The sequence below is a fragment of the Nonomuraea phyllanthi genome (assembly GCF_006334985.2).
GTDB classification, from domain to species: Bacteria; Actinomycetota; Actinomycetes; order Streptosporangiales; family Streptosporangiaceae; genus Nonomuraea; species Nonomuraea phyllanthi.
This window is the reverse complement of the sequence record NZ_VDLX02000015.1, coordinates 117,647-134,751: the sequence shown is the minus strand read 5'-3', so window position 1 is coordinate 134,751 and position 17,105 is coordinate 117,647. Positions and strand designations below refer to the sequence as shown.

Below are 17,105 nucleotides of genomic sequence, written 5' to 3'. Positions count from 1 at the left end.
CCGACGTCGGGCCGCTGCGGACGCTGCGCAAGTACGCGCCCTTTCCTGAGAGGGGCGGATCGTGAATTGATGTCCTTTGATCGCTTGTGCTGCATGAGAGGGCGGTTCGCGACCATATGCTCGCGAACATCAGGTTGCGGAGTGGGCGGGCCACAGCGTGGATGTGCTCTTGCGCGTCTACGCGAAGTGCATCGCCGGCGGGCAAGCTGAAGCCACGAGCCGCATCGAAACGGCCCTCTCCCCAGTCGCACCCTTCGAGCGGCCAGATGCCCCCGAGACGGACTGACGGTCTTCGGCGCGTATTCGGCGCAGCCACCCGTACAGGGCCGGTGTCAGCCGTAGACGCCGGGACACAACACGAGAGGCCCGTCACCGCGTTTCCACTGGTGACGGGCCTCTTTTGGCTCGTGTGGCAGGTGCAAGGTTCGAACTTGCGTAGGCTGAGCCGACGGTTTTACAGCGGATCAATGCTTTAGGCGGGCAACATCCTCTGAGCTGCGTGGACGGACTTCGCTTCGGGCCCGACATCAAGATCATCCCCCATATACCCCGGATCTGGGTCTGTGCGGTCCAACGCGGTTCCCCCTGATCTTCCTGGGACCCTGAGATCCCCGATGGAGGCGCTCCGGGGTCTTTGCACCATTCAGGGGGCGTCAATGGGAGAATGTCTGGTCTGTCAGAGGATTGTCAGGAGGGCGCGGCGTGGAACTACCCTCGCAGCTCGCGGGCGTGCATTCGATGGTCGAGGACGTGGCGCCGTTTCCGCCGCCGGATGAGGAGGAGCGCCTCGGGTCCGCCCGCGCCTGGATCGACCTCGGCCTGGCGCTGCGAACGGCCTCGGCGGAGATGGAGCCGGCCGCGCGGCATCTCTGGCAGACGAACGAGGGCGCTGACGTCGCGGCGTTCAAGAAGCACTGGGAAGGCGAGGACGGTCCGGGGCGGCAGTTGGCCGCGGGTAGCGAGGCCGCACTGCAGAGCGGTATCGGCACCTTGATCTACGTGCTGCTGCGGGCGATGTGGAAGGGCCTGATCATCTATGTCCTCGTGTGGCTGGCGATTTCACTACTTGCGGCTGTTCTGACCGGTCCCGCCGTACGGGAGTTCATCCGGCTCGCCAAAGTGAGGGGAGCGCGCATGAGCTTGACAACAATCCGGGAGAGCCTGCGACAGCTCATCAGCGGTATCTTGCGCGACACCCTCCGCAAGGCGCGTGGCATCCTTTCCAACTTGGGGGTCGTTTTCGCCGCGCCTGTTGTTTCGCCCGCCCTGGCCGTGTGGAAGCTCGACTACGGAATGATGGACTCGGATGAGGACGCCCGCCGGCGAACGGAGGAGGTCCTGCGGGAGACGCCGGCGGGGAGGGAGGCGCTCGCCTGGGCGAAGAAGCACGGGATCACCGTCATCTTCAACCACAGCGATCTCAATGACAGCGAGGGCATCGTCGGGCTCGGTGACTTCAACGACGAGCTGGACGTGCTGCGCATCGGAGGCGCGAACACCCGCTCCCCCGAGGATCTCGCCGCGACGTTCGTCCACGAGGTGAACCACGCACGCCACCAGGGCGGGCCGAATCCGCTCACCATGGGACGGGAGGAGTTCGTCAATGCCGCCGTCCAGGAGGAGATCGACGGCGAGATAAGGGGCCACGAGTTCCGCGTCCAACTCGCGGCCGCCCGCGGCGAGCCGTACACCGGAAGCAGCGACTACGGACGCGCCTACCAGGCAGCCGTCCATGACGAGAATTACCGACGGAGTGAGCAGGGCCTGCCCGAGCTGACCGCGGACGAGGCGCAACGAGTGGGTGACCGGGCAGGCCGGGAAGCGCTGCAGGAGTGGGCGCGATCCACCGGATATTACGAGCAGTTCAACCGCCAGTACGATCTTCGCTTCCTGGAACCGATCAAGATCCTAGGCACGCCGAGTTAGCGACCGCCCGCCGCGAATCGTTAGCCTGGTGCGGTGGCCATCACCCCAGGTTCTCCCGATAACCAGCAAGTTGATCACGTCAGCCTCAGGGCGGCCTCCGAAGACTTCCAGGCAGCAACGGACCATCTGGAAACCCTGGTCAGGCAGACCTTCGCCACCATCCACCGTCACGGAGCAGAGGAAGCCAAGGAACTCGCTCCCGAATTCGATGCGGAGCACGCCGATCTCGCGCGGGTCGCGCCACAGGCGTACGCATCGCTCCTCGCCCGCCTGCGGAACACGGCAGGCGGCGTGCGAGCACACTCCGCCACCCACGAGACTGCCGAGCACGCGAACCGCGAGGCCGTCAGGGAGATTTGAGGTTCGGTCCATAGAGCGGCGAGCAGTTCGCTAACGAGCGGAATTGCGCCTCTTCGCTCCGCGCGCATTTCTCCCACTGGTTCACCGTTGTGCGGTGCTGCACTAAGCGGACGGACGCCGACCGGGGGCGATGTGCACTTCGCCCGCCAGCCAGCGTACGAAGCGATCAGCATGTGCCAGGTAGGTGCTCTTGGTGCTCGGGGCCAGATCGGCGGCATTGACCAACGCGCTGTACCGCTCAAACTCGCGCCGTATGTCGTCGATGGTCCATGCCTCACGATCGCGTGCGCTCATGACCCCATGTTGCCCCGGCCGACATCTGATCCGTAGGGCCTCAAACCATCTCCAGGGTTGTCCAGAACCGTTCGCCGCGCTGCTCGCGGGCACCTTGACCGTTCGGATCCGTCCAGCCCAGTTCACGATCGTCCATACGGGTGGCTCCAGAGAGTCCTCACTCGCGCCCCAGGACGGGGAATTGCTTCTCCACGGCGACGAGTGCATTCACGAGTGCCGGGATATCTGTCTGGTCCAGGCCGTCGATCTCGAAGTGCAGGGTGTTCCGCATCCCGGGATGGTCGGCCACAGTCCCGGAGATCGACAGGGAACCCGTGGGATGACACTCGACGGTGAGCTCTATCCAATGCTCAAGGGAGGACAGAGTGGCAGCCCCCCTGACCTCGGCGTAGACGCGCTCCAAAGCCGCTCGGAAGTCGCGCAGCTCATCAACCCGAAGCCCTGCATCAACCTTGGCCGTGAACCCTCCGGCACGCACGTGGATCGGAGAGGTCAGCCAGTTGCCGTCCCAGAAGTCGGTACTGCCGGGATGCATGCGGCCAAGGACCCGGATCAGCACGTGATCGATGCTCCCGCCCCGACCGATGAGGACCTCAGCATGCTCCATACGCTCATCCTTCATCAATTCCAATGCCAGCGGACTGACGAGACGCGGCGCGCAGCGCGCACCCCCGTATTCAGGGGCCTCCGACCTGCAGAACGGCTCCGAAATCATTTGACAACCTCCCAGCCGAAGTTCGCCGCCGAGAAAGCCGTTGCGGGCAGAGAGGTTGGCCGCCTATATCTGATGCCCGATGTCCCGATCCCGATCAAGACGGAGAACCCGAGCAGGGAAGGAGGGCAACGGTGATCCGCGTCAGCAGAAGGTGCGCCCGTACCGCTCAGGAGCGCACGGCACTCAGCGCCAGGTGTGGGCGGTGCGCAGTAAAACGTTCAGGAGCTCAGCGTGACAGCAGACCTAGTGATCCGCCCGATCAGCGGGCCGGAGGAAATCGGCCTCTTCAACACCCTGCCCGGCCCCTACAACGACGTACTGGCTGAAGACCTCGGCAAGGGGCTGTGCAAGCCGGACTGGATGTGGGTGGCACTGCGTGGCGGCCATCCGGTTGCCCGGGTCGGCTGGTGGTCCCGTAACGGCACCAAGCCGGAGGTCCTCGAGACCCTCGACATAGACGACACCTCAGACGACCCCGATCTGATCGACATAGCCGCGCGGCTCCTGCGGACCGCAATGGACGCGGTGCTGCCCGCAGACACGCCCTCGCCAAAGTTTGCGCTCCAACCGGTCCCGGTCCGCTGGCGAGAAGATCCCGTGGCAGGACGACGGATCGGAGAGCGTGTGGAGGTGGTTGAACGTACCGGCGGAAAACTCTTCGTCGAACGACTCCGCTATCGCTGGACCATCGGAACACCCCTGCCCGAGCCACCTGGCCGGTTGGCCTTCCGCCAGGTCCGCGATGATGAGGACGCCATAACCCTGCTGGCCCGGATCCTGCCCGGCACACTCGACAGGTACAGCCAGGCGGACATCTCCCGCTCCTCGATCGAAGAGTATGCCCACGAGCAGTATCACCAGGAGCTGTTGAGCTACCCAAGCCCCCGTGACTGGTGGCGGATCGGCATGGACACGGACGGCGAGGCTGTCGGAATGGTGGTGCCGGCTCGAAGCCCATACGGCTTCGTCGTCGCCTATATCGGCGTCGCCGACGATCACCGCGGTCACGGCTACGTAGACGATCTGCTCATCGAGGGCACTCGTCTGCTGGCTGCGGAGGGCGCCGAGCGAATCACCGCCGATACGGACCTGGCGAACACACCGATGGCGATGGCATTCGACCGCACCGGATATGCGAACTTCGCAGGGCGCATCGATATGGGCTGGGACTGACCGGGTGGGGGTCATGGGCGTCCACCTCGGGAAACGCCCATGATCCATCCCGCGTACATCCCGTGACCATAGACAAACGGCCGCTCAGAGGGCGTTTAGGTATGGTCTGTGCCATCTCGCCCTGTTATGGCTGTCGAGCGATTCGCGTACTTCGCGAACTATCTGTGCATATGCGAGTCCAGGTGAGCTCTCCTCGATGTCCGTTTCGTGAGATGAGCCGCTCCCGAGTCCGTCTGGCGTAGAGATGTCCTGGACACGCCATGTCCCGACAGATGCCAGGCATGACGAGGGGCTGGACGTAGGGGTCGGGTATGAACCCCCGACGCCCGTACCGTTCCGACATCTCCGACGCCCGCTGGGCCTTAATCGAACCGACCCTCACCGCCTGGCGGCAGGCCCGGCTCGACCGCCGTCCCACCGGAGCACCCGCGCCCACTGACCTGAGAGAAATCTTCAACGCGATCTTGTATCTGAATCGGACCGGCGTCGCCTGGGCCTACCTCCCGCACGACTTCCCACCCCACGGCACTGTCTACTCCTACTACGCCGCCTGGCGCGATGAGGGCATCTTCGCCCAGCTCAACTACGACCTCACCGGCCTGGCCCGCGCCAAGGAAGGACGCGACCCCGAACCCACCGCGGCCGTCATCGACACCCAAACAATCAAAACCTCCACCAACCCGCCGACCGCCTCACAGGGCACGGACGCCGCGAAGAAGATCGTCGGGCGCAAGCGGAGCGTAGCCACCGATGCCCTCGGCCTGCTCCTCGCCGTGGTCGTCTGCGCCGCCTCCGTCTCGGAGAACCAGGCCGGCATCCAGGTCCTCGACCAGGCCAAGGGCACCCACCCCACCCTGCTGTGACCTGGGTCGACACCGGTTTCAAGAACCAGTTCACCGAACACGCCGCCACCCTCGGAGGCAACGCCGAGGTTGTCCATCGCGACCCCGAAACCCGTGGCTTCCACATCCTCAAGCGACGCTGGGTGATCGAGCGCACCTTCGGCTGGCTCATGCTCCACCGCCGCCTTGCCCGCGACTACGAGACCCTGCCCGCCAGTTCCGAAGCCATGATCCACATCGCGATGATCGACAACGCCAGCAAGCGCATCACCGACGAATCCACCCCAACCTGGCGAGGGACGTACTAGGACGAACACCTACAAATCAAACGCCCACTCAGAGACCTCCCCTCGGGAGAAACGCGGAGATACGATCCAGCCCATGTCGGATCGAACGGTTAGCGAGTACGCGTACACGTACACATCACCTACCTCACGACGTGCGGACGGCGGGGAGTGCATCTGGTACCGCTCGCACGAGGGCTCTTATGACCTGATCCGTACCGGCAAGGAGGGCAGGCGTCGGTATCACGTCTTCGATGCTCAGAGCGGAGAGCATCTGGAGGAGTTCACGAGCTGGGATGCCGGTCACCAGTGGATTGAGGAACGGCTGCGATCGGCGTGAACATGCGAGTCAAGGTCCCGGATGATCTCTGGGGCCCGTTCGCGTTTCTGGGGCACACAACCCCCAGAAACCGCTGATCTACTGGCTCATCTACCTGCAGTGGAACTCCACTGGCCAGTATGAAGTCGCAGGACAGGCACGTACGTCCCAGGCGAGTATGACTGCTTGTCTTCAGGGAGACGATGGTCACGTTGCTGCCGACACGCGTGACCCGGGTCGAGAGTTCCGCGCTACTGAGTGGCCGTTTCCCAGCAAACGGCTTCCGACAAGCTAGACGCCGTCTCGAAGAGGAACAGCTGGAGGCGGCAGGACACGTCGGCTCGCAATGATCAGCACCAGACACAGCATCAGCAACGCCGCACTCTGAATAATTAAAGTGATGGCAAGAGGCTGCACGGAGCCTTCGACACCGATCAGGAAGAACGGTGACCGCGCAACGGCCATCGACGCCGCCATGACCGCAAGGGCCAACCGCCAAGCCGGGGCACTGTTGCGAATGAGGCAAATCGGGCCCGCTATCAACAGCACCACCACGGTGACGCTTTGCGGATCGATCCAGCTGGCAAGCCACACCGCCGGGTGACCAGGCGTGACATCCATTCCCCAGGTGTTGGTGAAGGTCAGCGCGATGGCGATGTACAACACGGCCAGCCCCAGCGGTAGGGCGGTCATCGGCGGGGAGCGCCGCACCGGCGCGTCCACGTGATAGGCGGTCAACAGCGCCAGGACGGGCACCATGGTGGCCAGGACGTGAGGTGCCGAGTCGATGACCGATCGGGGCCAGGTGAAGGCATCGATTCCGACCATGACCAGCACGTACACCAGGCCCAGCGCGGCCAGGAGCTTCGCTGCCCGAACCTTGCCGAGTGCGAGCGCGGCGAAGGTGGTGATACAGACCAGACCGTCCGCTATCGACAGAAACTCCGACACCTGTATGCCGGGGGCGATGACAGGCCATGGTCCCGGCAGGTAGCCGAGGACGTGCAGCGAGAAGACCACGGTGATCCAGCCGATCACGGCCTGGTAGCCCAGCCCGAGCAGGGCCACCAGTCTGACTGCGTCACCGATGGCGCGGTAGCGGGGGGCGGCGCCGAGGCCGCCGAGCCTGCTCCTGACCGCCAGTGCGGCGATGGAGGCGACCTCTGCCCAGCTCGGCCGCGCGTTATGCTCGTCGCCATCTTGCCCGGCACCTTCGAGGAATGCCTCGACCATCTCCTCCTCACGCTCGGCCCTGTAGGGGGCGGGCAGCATCTTGAGAATGAAGCGGTAACGCTGCTCCAACAGGTTCACGAAGAACCTCCAGCCATCAATGGCCGGCTGGTGGCACTGCGCCGGCGGGCTCCGAGTCGCTGGGCGGCGATCTGGAGGGTGCCGTTCAGCCTGGCGAGCTCCGTCGCAAGCGCGTCTTCCCCCGCGTCGGTGATGCGGTAGTAGCGGCGCAGACGTCCTGAATGCGCCTCTTCGTGGTCGAGCTCCACCAGGCCATCGGCAGCCAGTCGGTCGAGAACGCCGTACAAGGAGCCGATCTTGAGCTGTACCGCGCCTTCAGACAGCCGGTCCACTTCCTGCACGATCCCGTAGCCGTGCCGCGGCTCGTCCAGGAGCGCCGTCAATGCCAAGAACATCGGCTCCGTCATCATCACCCGGCCATCATAACCTGGCAGGCAAGATATGAGAGGAACCATGTTATTAGTTGTGCTCTTAGCCCTGGAGAGCAGTGCCCTCGATGACCACCGTCTCGGTGTCCGCACTGACCGATGAGGCGTTGGTTCTGAAGGCACTGAAAGGCATCTCGAAGACGCTCAGCGGCTCGACCGCCGCAGCCACCACGATCGCCCGCAAGCGCGCCGTCTTCTACAACGTGCTCGACTACGCCGTCAGCCCGGGGAAGCTCCTGACCGCCAACCCGCTGGTCGGGGGTGAAGTGGAAGACGCCGAAAGTCAGCGAGGAGGTCTCGCCGAGACGCGTGATCAACCCCCAGCAAAGCAGGGGCCCTACTGGCGGCCGTCTCGAAGACCGCGCCTCGCCTCACCACCTTCTTCGGCCTCATGTACTACTCAGCTCTGAGGCCGGCCGAGGCCGTGGACCTGACCCTCGATGAGATCGACCTCCCCAAGGCCGGAACCGGCGGCGAGTGGGGATGGCTCTTCCCGGGTGACTCCGCACCGGCCGTGGGCTCCGACTGGACGGGGAACGGGAAACGCCGGGAATCGCGCGAACTGAAGCACCGTGCCCGCCACGCGATCCGGAAAGTGCCGATCCCGCCTCCCTTGGTCGCCCTGCTCCGGCACCATCTCGCGGAGCACGGCGTGAGTCAGGATGGTCTCCTGTTCGTCGGGAAGCGCGGCGGGCCACTGTCGGAAAGCGTCTACGGCCGCCTCTGACAGAAAGCCCGCGCATCGGCGCTCAGCACGGCCGAGGCCGCCTCACCACTCGCGGAACGTCCGTACGACCTCCGGCACGCCTGCGTGTCCACCTGGCTCAACGCGGGAGTTCCGGCACCCCAGGTCGCCGAATGGGCCGGGCACAGCGTGCACGTGCTCCTACGGGTCTACGCCAAGTGCCTTGTCGGCCAAGACGCAGTCGCCCGGCAGCTCATCGTCGACGCCTTGGTGTCACGTCGAGAGGCCGACCGACGCCGACGCGTATACGACGCGAGCACCCGTAGAGCGCCATTGATGACCATGAGCAGCCGGACAGAACGAAAGAGGCCCTTCACCGCGTTTCCGCTGGTGTAGGGCCTCTTTCTGCTGGTGTGGCAGGTGCAAGGTTCGAACTTGCATCGGCTGAACCGACGGTTTTACAGCGCGTGACCGTCCCAGCCGATAGACGGTCTACGACCTGCGACGAGGCAGCATCCCGCCGCCTCTAATTCCAAGATCATTGCACGGATATTGCACAGCGCTTGCTAGGGAGAAACTCCCGACCTGCCCAACTGAACCTCGATCTTGAACGGTTTCGGATCGTTCAGCCCTGATCTTGGGAAGTCGCGCGTGACGTGTGGGCGGCTTCGAGCCGGGCGAGCACCTGGTCCACCTCGAAGTCCCACCCCACTGCTCGCGGGCCCGACCAGTTGATCCCAATCAGCAGGCCATCCCTCTTGAGGCCAGGCAGCCACTCATGCATCCATTCATCGACGCTGATCTCCCTGGGTTCCATCGCAACATAGGTGGGTGTCGTTTTGATGATCTTCTTCGCCCGGGAGAGGGAAGACCAGAACGGCATGCTCCGTCGTCCGCTCGGAGTCATCGGAGCCGGACAGCCGTTCTCGTCTTGAACTGTCCACACTGTGCGGTGGGATGCGACATCGCGAAAGAACGCCGCCGCCTCCACCCCGCTCTGACTCATGCCGACACGGTACCTACGGCGGAAGTCACGCGGAACGCACGCCCCCGTGCCCTGATCATCCCGTCTGCCGTCGACCCGCCCGAAGGGGAAGCGGGCCGGGGCCACGGGGACAAGGTGGAGCCCCCAACTGGAGGAACGACCTTGGCCCCGTGGCCCTGGTCTGCTTGGCTTGTCCCGGGTCGATGGCGGGCGGGATGATCAGGTTTCCACCTCAGCCACCTACGGCCTCAACACCTGGTGCGACGATCATCCCGGAGCCGGAGTGCCCCCGCCGGAGGCATGGTTTGTCTGTCGCTGCCGCTACAGTCGGCGCCGTGGCATACGATCCTGCACCACTTGAGCAGCTCACTGCCCTTGTTCCCCCGCCGTCGTCACCGCTCTTCGGCACTCGTGCCTGGGGTGAGCTTTTCGCGGATATCGGGATGCGGCTTCCAGACGACTACGTCGCCTTCACCGAACGCTACGGGAGCTGCGACTTCGCTCGCTGGTTGTCCATCTACGACAAGCGCCTTCTTACCAAAGAGGAGTGTGCTCGAATACCCGAGTGGATGGACTACTACCGTGACCTCCGAGAGGACTCTCCCGAAGACTTCACGCTCGCCATGTGGCCTGAACCCGGCGGGTTCTTCCAGTGGGGTAGCACTATTGATGGTGATGCGATGGGCTGGCTGACGGTAGGCGAACCTGAAGAGTGGCCGGTGATCGTCGTTCCTCACGATTCCGATCAAGAGCCGGCCATCGTAGAGACCATGACTGAGTGGCTAGTGGGGTGGGCGTCTGGCGCTCGGTACGACACCAGTGGCTTCGCGGAAGGTGTCGAGGGCCATCCGCTGGTCTGTGAGAGGTGGCCCTAGAACTGTTGCCTCGCGGCCCGAGCGGCGGGCCGCGCGCGAGAACGGCCCCCAGGCCGCACGCGCAGCGTGCGGGCCGCAAGCTCGGGCCACACGGCGGCGCGCTGCGCCGCCGCCTTGACGGCCTACACCGAAGTGTGGCAGGAGGGACGGAAGCTCGCCTTTCACACCTGCCCAGGTCGCCAGTCCCCTCGCCCGCCGGCCCTACGATCTTCGACACGCGGCCGTTTCACTGTGGTTGAACGCGGGCGTCCCGGCCCCAGAGGTGGCAGGGAGGGCGGGTCACAGCGTGGACGTCCTCCTCCGCGTCTACGCCAAGTGCATCGACGGCCACCAGGAGATCGCCAACCGACGAATTGCCGATGCTTTGGCGGCATGACGTGCCACTCGCAGGCCATCGGGTCCCGGATGATCTCCGGGGGCCCGTTCGCGTTTCTGGGACACGCGACCTCGAAACCGTTGGTCCGACCTGCGGAGACGGCTTCAAGATCATTGCGCGTATATTGCGCGACCACCGACAAACGTCCGCTCAGAGCTACATCTGGCTGCACATCCCTGAAACGCAGAAGAGGCCCCGAAGGGCCTCTGAGCTGCACTTACTACTGGTGGCAGGTGCAAGGTTCGAACTTGCGTAGGCTGAGCCGACGATTTTACAGGGCATCGACGTTCTCGCCGCGGCTGACGGTCCGACCTTGGCGTTCGCCCGGTGCCGCTGATCCCCCAGCGAAGATCATTCCGTGCATATTCCGGATCTTGCACGCGCCCATCTCGCGACGCGACGCGATCGGCGCGCGACTCCTGCGCCGGTCGCGTCGTAAACTCGGCAGTATGACGGCACCACAGGAAGAGTACGACGATCTTCACCGGCTGGTCGACCAGCTCCGGCCAGATCAGGTGCGTGAAGAGCGTGCGCGGCTCCTCCGGCTGGTCCACTCGCAGCCTGGGGAACCGGAGCTCGGCCCCAACGGCGTGCCGACCCTCTTCGGCGCTTTCGAAGCGGGACGGAGCGACGCCTCGGAACAGGTGGAAGAAATCCTTTCGGAGGGCTACGGCCACGAAGCGTGATCGTAGTCGACACCGGCCCAATCGTGGCCGCGACCTTCCGGGACGATAAGAACCACGAGCGCTGCGTACAGGAGCTCACGCGCTTTCGCAACGCTGGCCGGCCACTCCTCGTCCCCAGCTTCGTGGCCGGCGAGAGCTGCTACATGATCGGCAGGCTCGGCGGGGCGAGGGCGGAAGCGGCGTTCCTCCGGCTACTCGAGTCCGGCTGGTTCCGGCTCGTCGATCTCACAGACGCGGATCTCGCGAGGATCGCGGTCCTCGTTGAGCGGTACCACGACCTACCCTTGGGCGCCGCCGATGCCTCGGTGGTGGCCGTGGCGGAACGGATGCACGTCACCGACGTGATGACGATCGACATTCGCGATTTCTCTGTGGTCCGCCCGGCTCACGCCCCCGCCCTGAATCTGTTCCCCAGATAGTCCATTCGGGGTGCGGTGCTACGGATGAGCCTCCAGCTCGTGCGTGGCAGCTCCGAATCGGACCTCAACCATCTTGCTCGATGGTCCTCCCCACGCACGTGGGGGTGAGCCGGCGCGCTAGCGCTGATGCAGGATCCCGATATCGTCCTCCCCACGCACGTGGGGGTGAGCCGCTCCTCCCCAGATCATCATCCCCAGTCGGCAGGTCCTCCCCACGCACGTGGGGGTGAGCCGTCGGGGCAGTTGAACTCGGTGGCGGAGGCATCGTCCTCCCCACGCACGTGGGGGTGAGCCGACATGCCCGAGATCACGAAGAACGTGGCCGAGGTCCTCCCCACGCACGTGGGGGTGAGCCGACGTACACGGCCAAGCCCGGCAGCGTCACCGTGTCCTCCCCACGCACGTGGGGGTGAGCCGCTCGCGAACGCCGGGGCGGGCAACACGATGTCGTCCTCCCCACGCACGTGGGGGTGAGCCGGTCGCCGTCGCCTACCTTGACCGGGAGTGGTTGTCCTCCCCACGCACGTGGGGGTGAGCCGCCTCCGGCCGGTCCTTCGGGTCTGGCGCTTTCGTCCTCCCCACGCACGTGGGGGTGAGCCGTCCATGTGCTCGATGATCTCGGTGGACTCGGTGTCCTCCCCACGCACGTGGGGGTGAGCCGGATCTCGACGTAAGCCTGGCTGAGAACCCCGCGTCCTCCCCACGCACGTGGGGGTGAGCCGGTAGTCGATGACCGTGGCGGTGGCGCGGAAGGGTCCTCCCCACGCACGTGGGGGTGAGCCGGTTCGCATCTGGCGGCAGGTCCACACCTCCCAGTCCTCCCCACGCACGTGGGGGTGAGCCGCACGAGAGCCCCGCACTGGGCGGGGCTCAAGGGTCCTCCCCACGCACGTGGGGGTGAGCCGATGTGGGTGAACGGGATGGTGAACGTGCTGCCGTCCTCCCCACGCACGTGGGGGTGAGCCGAGCGCACCTACCCGACGCCCACCCCCGAGCAGGTCCTCCCCACGCACGTGGGGGTGAGCCGGAATACAGCCAGACCTACATCGCCGCGCAAACGTCCTCCCCACGCACGTGGGGGTGAGCCGCAGCGCCAGGTTTCGACTGGGGCGGTGGCGACGTCCTCCTCACGCACGTGGAGGCGAGCCGAACCCTGCTCCGGACCCGGTCGCCATGCTGGTGTCCTCCCCCACGCGCATGGAGTGAGCCGGGCATCGCTGACCTGCTGATCGCTGCCCCGTGCTCCCCACACACGTGCGGTAAGCCAGTACCCGAGCAGGGGGAACGCTCAAGCGATCCCCACGCACATGAGGCGGCCGGAGAGGCGCTGTGACCCACAATGAAGGCTAGGCGGTGGCCCACCGGTTGACGCAAGCCAGGGCGCACAAGACGGTGACCTCGATAAGCGGCCCGGCATTCCCAGCCAGAAGCTGGCCGAAGGTGACACCGGAGACACGGACCGCGACCATCAACTCGACGTGATGTCGGCGGCAGCGGAGCGCCGCGTGGTCTTGTCGTACGGCGGTCGTTGTTCTGGCAAGAAAAGGGACCTGAAGCGATCAGCCTTCCGCCCGGGTCATCGGCCGCGGATCTTTCTTCAATGCCTTGGCCAAGGCAGCAACGAACGCCCCAGCACCGAAGTCATACCTCGCGTCGGGCAGCCACGTCGATGATCTTAAGGGTGACCATGAGCAACCTTCCGCCGTCCGCGTTCCTACGTAGGTCACCATCCGCCCCGAGGCACGGCTACAGCCTGATGCGGGTTGGGCTTGCGCTCGCCGTGGGCGCCACATGTGGCTTCTCACTCGGGCGAGGCACACAGGAATCCCCTCATGTGCCCCCGCCGGTAGCCGTCCACATCGCCGTAACACAACCATCGCCCGTTCCGCCGACACAGTCTGCGGCAACGCCTACGGCGGCACCTCCACCTTCCAAGCGACCCTCACCAAGCAAGCAGACGCTGTCGATCTCCGGAAGAGGCGGCAAGTCCCGCGTTGCCGGGTCGGCCAGGGCGCGCACACGAGTTCGGCCGCCCCACGCTGAACGTCCTCATCCGTGCGCCAAAATGAAGGGGGTTAAGGCGCGCGTGTGTAAGGCTTTTTTCAGGCGCTGACCGCAGCCTTACTCCGCGCAATCCGCAGAATGGATGCATCGAGGCGTCTACCCAGGTCAACCGGCTCGTCGCCGGCAGCCGCACAATGAGCCCGACCGGTCAGCAGATTGCCGCAGTATTCAGCAGAACCGCCGCCCGCCGAGGATCACCCGCCTGGCGGCGCTTCTTCGGTGATCAGCTCCACCTGATCCCCACGCAGCACCTTGCGATGCTTTCGCGGCCCCGGCACGACCTCGAACACCGGCACGCCCTCCGGCATCCCGCCGAACTCCCGGAGTTCCCCCGACGTGGCCAGCTCCCGCCGCTCGTCCGGTGTCGGCATGCGCGTGATCACCCGCGCCCCAGCCGGCACAAGGTACGGCTCGCGGGTCGGCTCAACAGCCACCATCGACCCCCGCTTGCGCACCGTGGTGATCCGCCCCTCGGCGCGTAGGTAGGCCAAAGCCTCGCGTACGGTGTCGCGGCCCACCTCGTACATCTGTGAAAGCTGAGCCTCCGAGGGCAACCACGCTCCGGGCTGGTACCGGCCGGCCGTGATGTCGTCGCGGATCGCAGCCGCGACCTGCCGGTAGACCGGCACCCCAGAGCTGTAGTCGATCACGGCACACAAGTGTCACAGGCCCATATTGCCATGAGCCTTGTGGCCATGAGGCCCTAGCATTAACGTGGGCAAACGCCTCTCGGTGAGGATTTTCAAGGAACCAATTATCTGAAATTAGGACGGAGGGCGCAATCTCACATGGCTACGGCTCGCGAGGCTCTGTCTGACCCTGATCTCCGTGGCGCGTTCAAACGGTTCTACGTCTGGCGCGGCTCCGACGGCGTGTGGCGCGCCAGGCCGCTCCCCAAGCTGACCAGGGAAGAGATCGCCTACCGGATCCTGCCGGAGCTGGCCGCCGACTCCCCCATCCAGCTCGCTTACAAGTGCACGTGACAGCGGAGCCGCCGCAAAGTTCACCGCTACCTGCAGAAGTACACCCAGAGGAGCGCAGCCCTTGAGTCAGCCTCCTGAGCCGCCGCAGGTGCGGTGGGAGCCGTACCAAGGTCCGTCCCGGGGCAACGCCCGGATCAAGGAGACCTCATGTTGCGGGGCGTACGAATGGGTCGCCCAGGGCGGACACTTTCTCGTCTTGCGCCCCACCAGCGAACCGGACCGCTATGAGGAAACGGCCAGGGGACTGTACCGGCAGGCACGCGAGGTCTGGGCGGCACTCCTGACCTTTCATGCCCTCCAACACCAACACGAGGCAGCTGCTCGTGCCGCCGCCGAGCGACAACACCGTGCTCGCAAATCTCGTGGTGGGCGAGCCGCATGAGTCACGTCCACGTCTATGCGATGTCCCACCCCACCCGTCTCTGATCACAATTTGCGGCTTTCTGCGGCATAGCGCAGGGCCTGGACATCGCGCATCTGAGCCATACCCTTAGCTGCCCTGAAGGGCTTCAACAGGTTCTGCGGATTGCGCGGTTGCACCGACAAGATCGCAGCTAGTCGCCACACGGCAACAACCTGGTGTCACCTCGCGTCCGGCACGCTCATGACGGGAAAGGAATACTGGGACGTGAGGCCGGTAAATCCCGCCGGCCACGCGCGCCCGCCCTACCCTGGAGACAGTGTGCCTCGGCGAGGGAGCGCGATGAGCAAGGCGACGGATGCCCCCACCTACGTTCGGATAGCCCAGGACATCCGCAGCCGCATCCTCCAAGGCGATCCCCCCGCCGGCGCCATGCTCCCCTCCGAGGCCACGCTCGCCCGCATGTACGGCGTCGCGCGAGGAACGGTCCGCCAGGCGGTGGCCGAGCTGGAGCGCTCGGGACTGGTGGCGAGCGAAGCCGGCCGGGGGCGGCGCGTCATGGGCAGCGACCCGGCGACGGCCACCCGCGCCGCGGCCGCGCAGTACGAGACGATCGCCGAGACGCTCCGCAAGCGCATCGACAGCGGCGACCTCATCGCCGGCCAGCAGCTGCCTGGCGAGGCCGCCATCGCCGAGGAGTTCGGGGTGTCGAAGGGCACGGCCCGCCAGGCGCTGCAGCTCCTGGCCGGCGAACGGCGCATCGCGGCCATCCATGGCAAAGGTTGGTTCGTCGGCGGCCCCGAACACGCGCAGACCCGCGCAGACGTGGTTGCAGCCGAGTTCCGGAAGGACATCGCCACAGGCAAGATCGCCGTGGGATCCGCCCTGCCCGGGGAGAACGCACTCGCCCAAGAACGCGGAGTAGGCCGCGTCACCATCCGGCGCGCTTTTGCGCTCCTAGAGGCGGAGGGAGTCATCGAGAAGAGGCCCGGCATGGGCCGCGTCGTCAAATCACGACCCAAAGGTGGCACGTGACCGTATCTCAGACGCCCTCGATCCCCTTCTCTTCCGTTGAGGCGCTGGCGACCTTACTGGAGACCTGCGAGGCCGCAGGTCTGGCCGGCCAGGACGCCCGCCTGCTCCGCCTCGGCGAGAACGCTCTGTTCGTACTTCCCGCCGAGCAAGTGGTCGTGAGGATCGCGCGTAGTGTCGAGGTGCTGGACGACGTACGCAAGGAAGTAGCCGTCTCGGCCTGGCTGAACGAGTCCGGGATACCGGCGGCGAGAACGACGGCGCATGAACAACCACTCATCGTGAGAGGTCACCCGGTAACGCTCTGGCACCTCATCCCCGGCAGCGGCTCGCCCGCGACCCTCGATGACCTGGCCGGCGTCCTGCGCGAACTCCACGGCCTGGCCGTCCCCGCCGACCTGGGACTGCCGGCAATGAACATCCTCAGCCGCGTCTCCGAACGCATCAACGCGGCAGCCGTCCTCACCGAGGAGGATCGAGACTTCCTGCTGACGCGGCGGCGCGAGCTGCAAACCGCCTACGACGCGCTGGCCTTCCCTCTCACACCGTGCGCGGTTCACGGTGACGCGCACAACGAGAATCTCATCAAGACCGCCGACGGGAGCGTCCTGCTCATCGACTTCGAGCGCTTCGCGTTCGGCCCGCCGGAAACGGACCTCGCCGTCACCGCCATCGAACACTCCGTCGGCTGGGGAACGCGAGCCGAGTATGACCGATTCGCCGAACGGTACGGATTCGACGTTCTGGCCTGGGAAGGCTACCCCGTGCTCAGAGACATCAATGAGCTGAAAATGACGACCTGGCTCATGCAGAACGTCAGCGAGAACGAAGCCATAGCGCAGGAGTTCCGCAACCGCATGCACTCGCTACGGAACCCCGACATGCCCCGCCGCTGGCGTGCTTTCTAGAAGGTCGATGTCCCTGCTCTGGAGATAACCACCCAGCGGAAGACCACCGCTGGTGCCGCCTACCTGAAAATCAAGGTCGGCCTCTGCGGCTTTCAGGGATGATGCCTTACCCATCGTGTTGTGACATCGGTCAGTCGCA

The 17,105-nt window shown here is 65.4% G+C and carries 17 protein-coding genes, 2 pseudogenes and 1 CRISPR repeat array; of the genes and pseudogenes, 13 read left to right on the top strand and 6 right to left on the bottom strand.

All coding sequences use genetic code 11. The annotated features are described in order from the left end of the window. Nucleotides 1-702: 702 nt before the first annotated feature. Both FH608_RS34400 and FH608_RS34395 read left to right on the top strand, forming a co-directional pair. Nucleotides 703-1,926 (top strand): hypothetical protein, encoded by a 1,224-nt coding sequence (locus FH608_RS34400; RefSeq protein ID WP_139634542.1) that lies wholly within the window; start codon nucleotides 703-705, stop codon nucleotides 1,924-1,926. Between the two features lie 33 nt (nucleotides 1,927-1,959). After that, the gene (locus FH608_RS34395; RefSeq protein ID WP_139634541.1) at nucleotides 1,960-2,286 is read left to right on the top strand and encodes a hypothetical protein; all 327 of its coding nucleotides are present in this window, start codon (nucleotides 1,960-1,962) and stop codon (nucleotides 2,284-2,286) included. A 102-nt stretch (nucleotides 2,287-2,388) separates the two neighbouring features. Here the strand turns inward: FH608_RS34395 and FH608_RS34390 are convergent, their stop codons facing one another. Both FH608_RS34390 and FH608_RS34385 read right to left on the bottom strand, forming a co-directional pair. Then, a complete protein-coding gene (locus FH608_RS34390; RefSeq protein ID WP_139634540.1) occupies nucleotides 2,389-2,580 on the bottom strand; it encodes a hypothetical protein in 192 nt (63 codons plus the stop codon). A gap of 157 nt (nucleotides 2,581-2,737) precedes the next feature. Then, nucleotides 2,738-3,295 carry a WapI family immunity protein gene (locus FH608_RS34385; RefSeq protein ID WP_226900152.1) on the bottom strand — a complete coding sequence of 186 codons (558 nt, stop codon included), beginning with the start codon at nucleotides 3,293-3,295 and terminating at the stop codon, nucleotides 2,738-2,740. A 231-nt stretch (nucleotides 3,296-3,526) separates the two neighbouring features. On the opposite strand from FH608_RS34385, the gene FH608_RS51815 reads away from it, so the two are divergent. After that, on the top strand, nucleotides 3,527-4,468 hold the full coding sequence (locus tag FH608_RS51815) for a GNAT family N-acetyltransferase (RefSeq protein ID WP_226900151.1): 942 nt from the start codon (nucleotides 3,527-3,529) through the stop codon (nucleotides 4,466-4,468). A gap of 311 nt (nucleotides 4,469-4,779) precedes the next feature. Continuing rightward, nucleotides 4,780-5,618 (top strand): annotated as a pseudogene (locus tag FH608_RS34375) (IS5 family transposase). A gap of 586 nt (nucleotides 5,619-6,204) precedes the next feature. On the opposite strand, the gene FH608_RS34370 reads toward FH608_RS34375, so the two are convergent. Together FH608_RS34370 and FH608_RS34365 are read right to left on the bottom strand one after the other, a co-directional pair. Beyond that, nucleotides 6,205-7,224, bottom strand: coding sequence for a hypothetical protein (locus FH608_RS34370; protein ID WP_139634538.1), 1,020 nt, complete (start codon nucleotides 7,222-7,224; stop codon nucleotides 6,205-6,207). Beyond that, nucleotides 7,221-7,574, bottom strand: coding sequence for a PadR family transcriptional regulator (locus tag FH608_RS34365; RefSeq protein WP_226900170.1), 354 nt, complete (start codon nucleotides 7,572-7,574; stop codon nucleotides 7,221-7,223). Before FH608_RS34365 ends, FH608_RS34370 begins: the two co-directional genes overlap by 4 nt. An 86-nt stretch (nucleotides 7,575-7,660) precedes the next feature. Between FH608_RS34365 and FH608_RS34360 the strand changes: the two genes are divergently transcribed. Then, nucleotides 7,661-8,002 (top strand): hypothetical protein, encoded by a 342-nt coding sequence (locus FH608_RS34360; RefSeq protein ID WP_139634537.1) that lies wholly within the window; start codon nucleotides 7,661-7,663, stop codon nucleotides 8,000-8,002. A gap of 14 nt (nucleotides 8,003-8,016) precedes the next feature. Further along, nucleotides 8,017-8,319: a hypothetical protein gene (locus tag FH608_RS34355; RefSeq protein WP_193318791.1), complete on the top strand. Its 303-nt coding sequence runs from the start codon at nucleotides 8,017-8,019 to the stop codon at nucleotides 8,317-8,319. Nucleotides 8,320-8,902: 583 nt separating this feature from the next. On the opposite strand, the gene FH608_RS34350 is transcribed toward FH608_RS34355, so the two are convergent. Continuing rightward, entirely contained in the window at nucleotides 8,903-9,283 is a 381-nt protein-coding gene (locus FH608_RS34350) for a DUF2750 domain-containing protein (protein WP_139634535.1), read from the bottom strand. A gap of 314 nt (nucleotides 9,284-9,597) precedes the next feature. On the opposite strand from FH608_RS34350, the gene FH608_RS51810 reads away from it, so the two are divergent. The 4 genes and pseudogenes from FH608_RS51810 to FH608_RS34330 all read left to right on the top strand — a co-directional run bounded on the left by FH608_RS51810 (nucleotide 9,598) and on the right by FH608_RS34330 (nucleotide 11,618). Beyond that, entirely contained in the window at nucleotides 9,598-10,137 is a 540-nt protein-coding gene (locus tag FH608_RS51810) for an SMI1/KNR4 family protein (RefSeq protein WP_193318790.1), read from the top strand. 117 nt (nucleotides 10,138-10,254) lie between these two features. Then, nucleotides 10,255-10,513 (top strand): annotated as a pseudogene (locus FH608_RS53155) (tyrosine-type recombinase/integrase); the annotation flags it as partial. 374 nt (nucleotides 10,514-10,887) lie between these two features. Beyond that, nucleotides 10,888-11,199: a hypothetical protein gene (locus FH608_RS34335; protein WP_226900150.1), complete on the top strand. Its 312-nt coding sequence runs from the start codon at nucleotides 10,888-10,890 to the stop codon at nucleotides 11,197-11,199. Continuing rightward, nucleotides 11,196-11,618, top strand: a complete 423-nt coding sequence (locus tag FH608_RS34330) for a type II toxin-antitoxin system VapC family toxin (protein ID WP_139634533.1) — start codon at nucleotides 11,196-11,198, stop codon at nucleotides 11,616-11,618. Before FH608_RS34335 ends, FH608_RS34330 begins: the two co-directional genes overlap by 4 nt. An 83-nt stretch (nucleotides 11,619-11,701) precedes the next feature. Continuing rightward, nucleotides 11,702-12,767: a CRISPR direct-repeat array (repeat unit 29 nt; unit sequence GTCCTCCCCACGCACGTGGGGGTGAGCCG). 1,109 nt (nucleotides 12,768-13,876) lie between these two features. Here the strand turns inward: FH608_RS34330 and FH608_RS34325 are convergent. Further along, a complete protein-coding gene (locus tag FH608_RS34325) occupies nucleotides 13,877-14,332 on the bottom strand; it encodes a GntR family transcriptional regulator (RefSeq protein WP_193318789.1) in 456 nt (151 codons plus the stop codon). A 138-nt stretch (nucleotides 14,333-14,470) separates the two neighbouring features. Here FH608_RS34325 and FH608_RS34320 point away from each other — a divergent pair, with 138 nt between their 5' ends. The 3 genes from FH608_RS34320 to FH608_RS34310 all read left to right on the top strand — a co-directional run bounded on the left by FH608_RS34320 (nucleotide 14,471) and on the right by FH608_RS34310 (nucleotide 16,966). Further along, nucleotides 14,471-14,665 carry a hypothetical protein gene (locus tag FH608_RS34320; RefSeq protein WP_139634531.1) on the top strand — a complete coding sequence of 65 codons (195 nt, stop codon included), beginning with the start codon at nucleotides 14,471-14,473 and terminating at the stop codon, nucleotides 14,663-14,665. 703 nt (nucleotides 14,666-15,368) lie between these two features. Continuing rightward, a complete protein-coding gene (locus FH608_RS34315; protein WP_193318788.1) occupies nucleotides 15,369-16,061 on the top strand; it encodes a GntR family transcriptional regulator in 693 nt (230 codons plus the stop codon). Then, nucleotides 16,058-16,966 (top strand): phosphotransferase family protein, encoded by a 909-nt coding sequence (locus FH608_RS34310; RefSeq protein WP_193318787.1) that lies wholly within the window; start codon nucleotides 16,058-16,060, stop codon nucleotides 16,964-16,966. The genes FH608_RS34315 and FH608_RS34310 overlap by 4 nt, the downstream gene beginning before the upstream one ends. Nucleotides 16,967-17,105 lie beyond the last annotated feature (139 nt).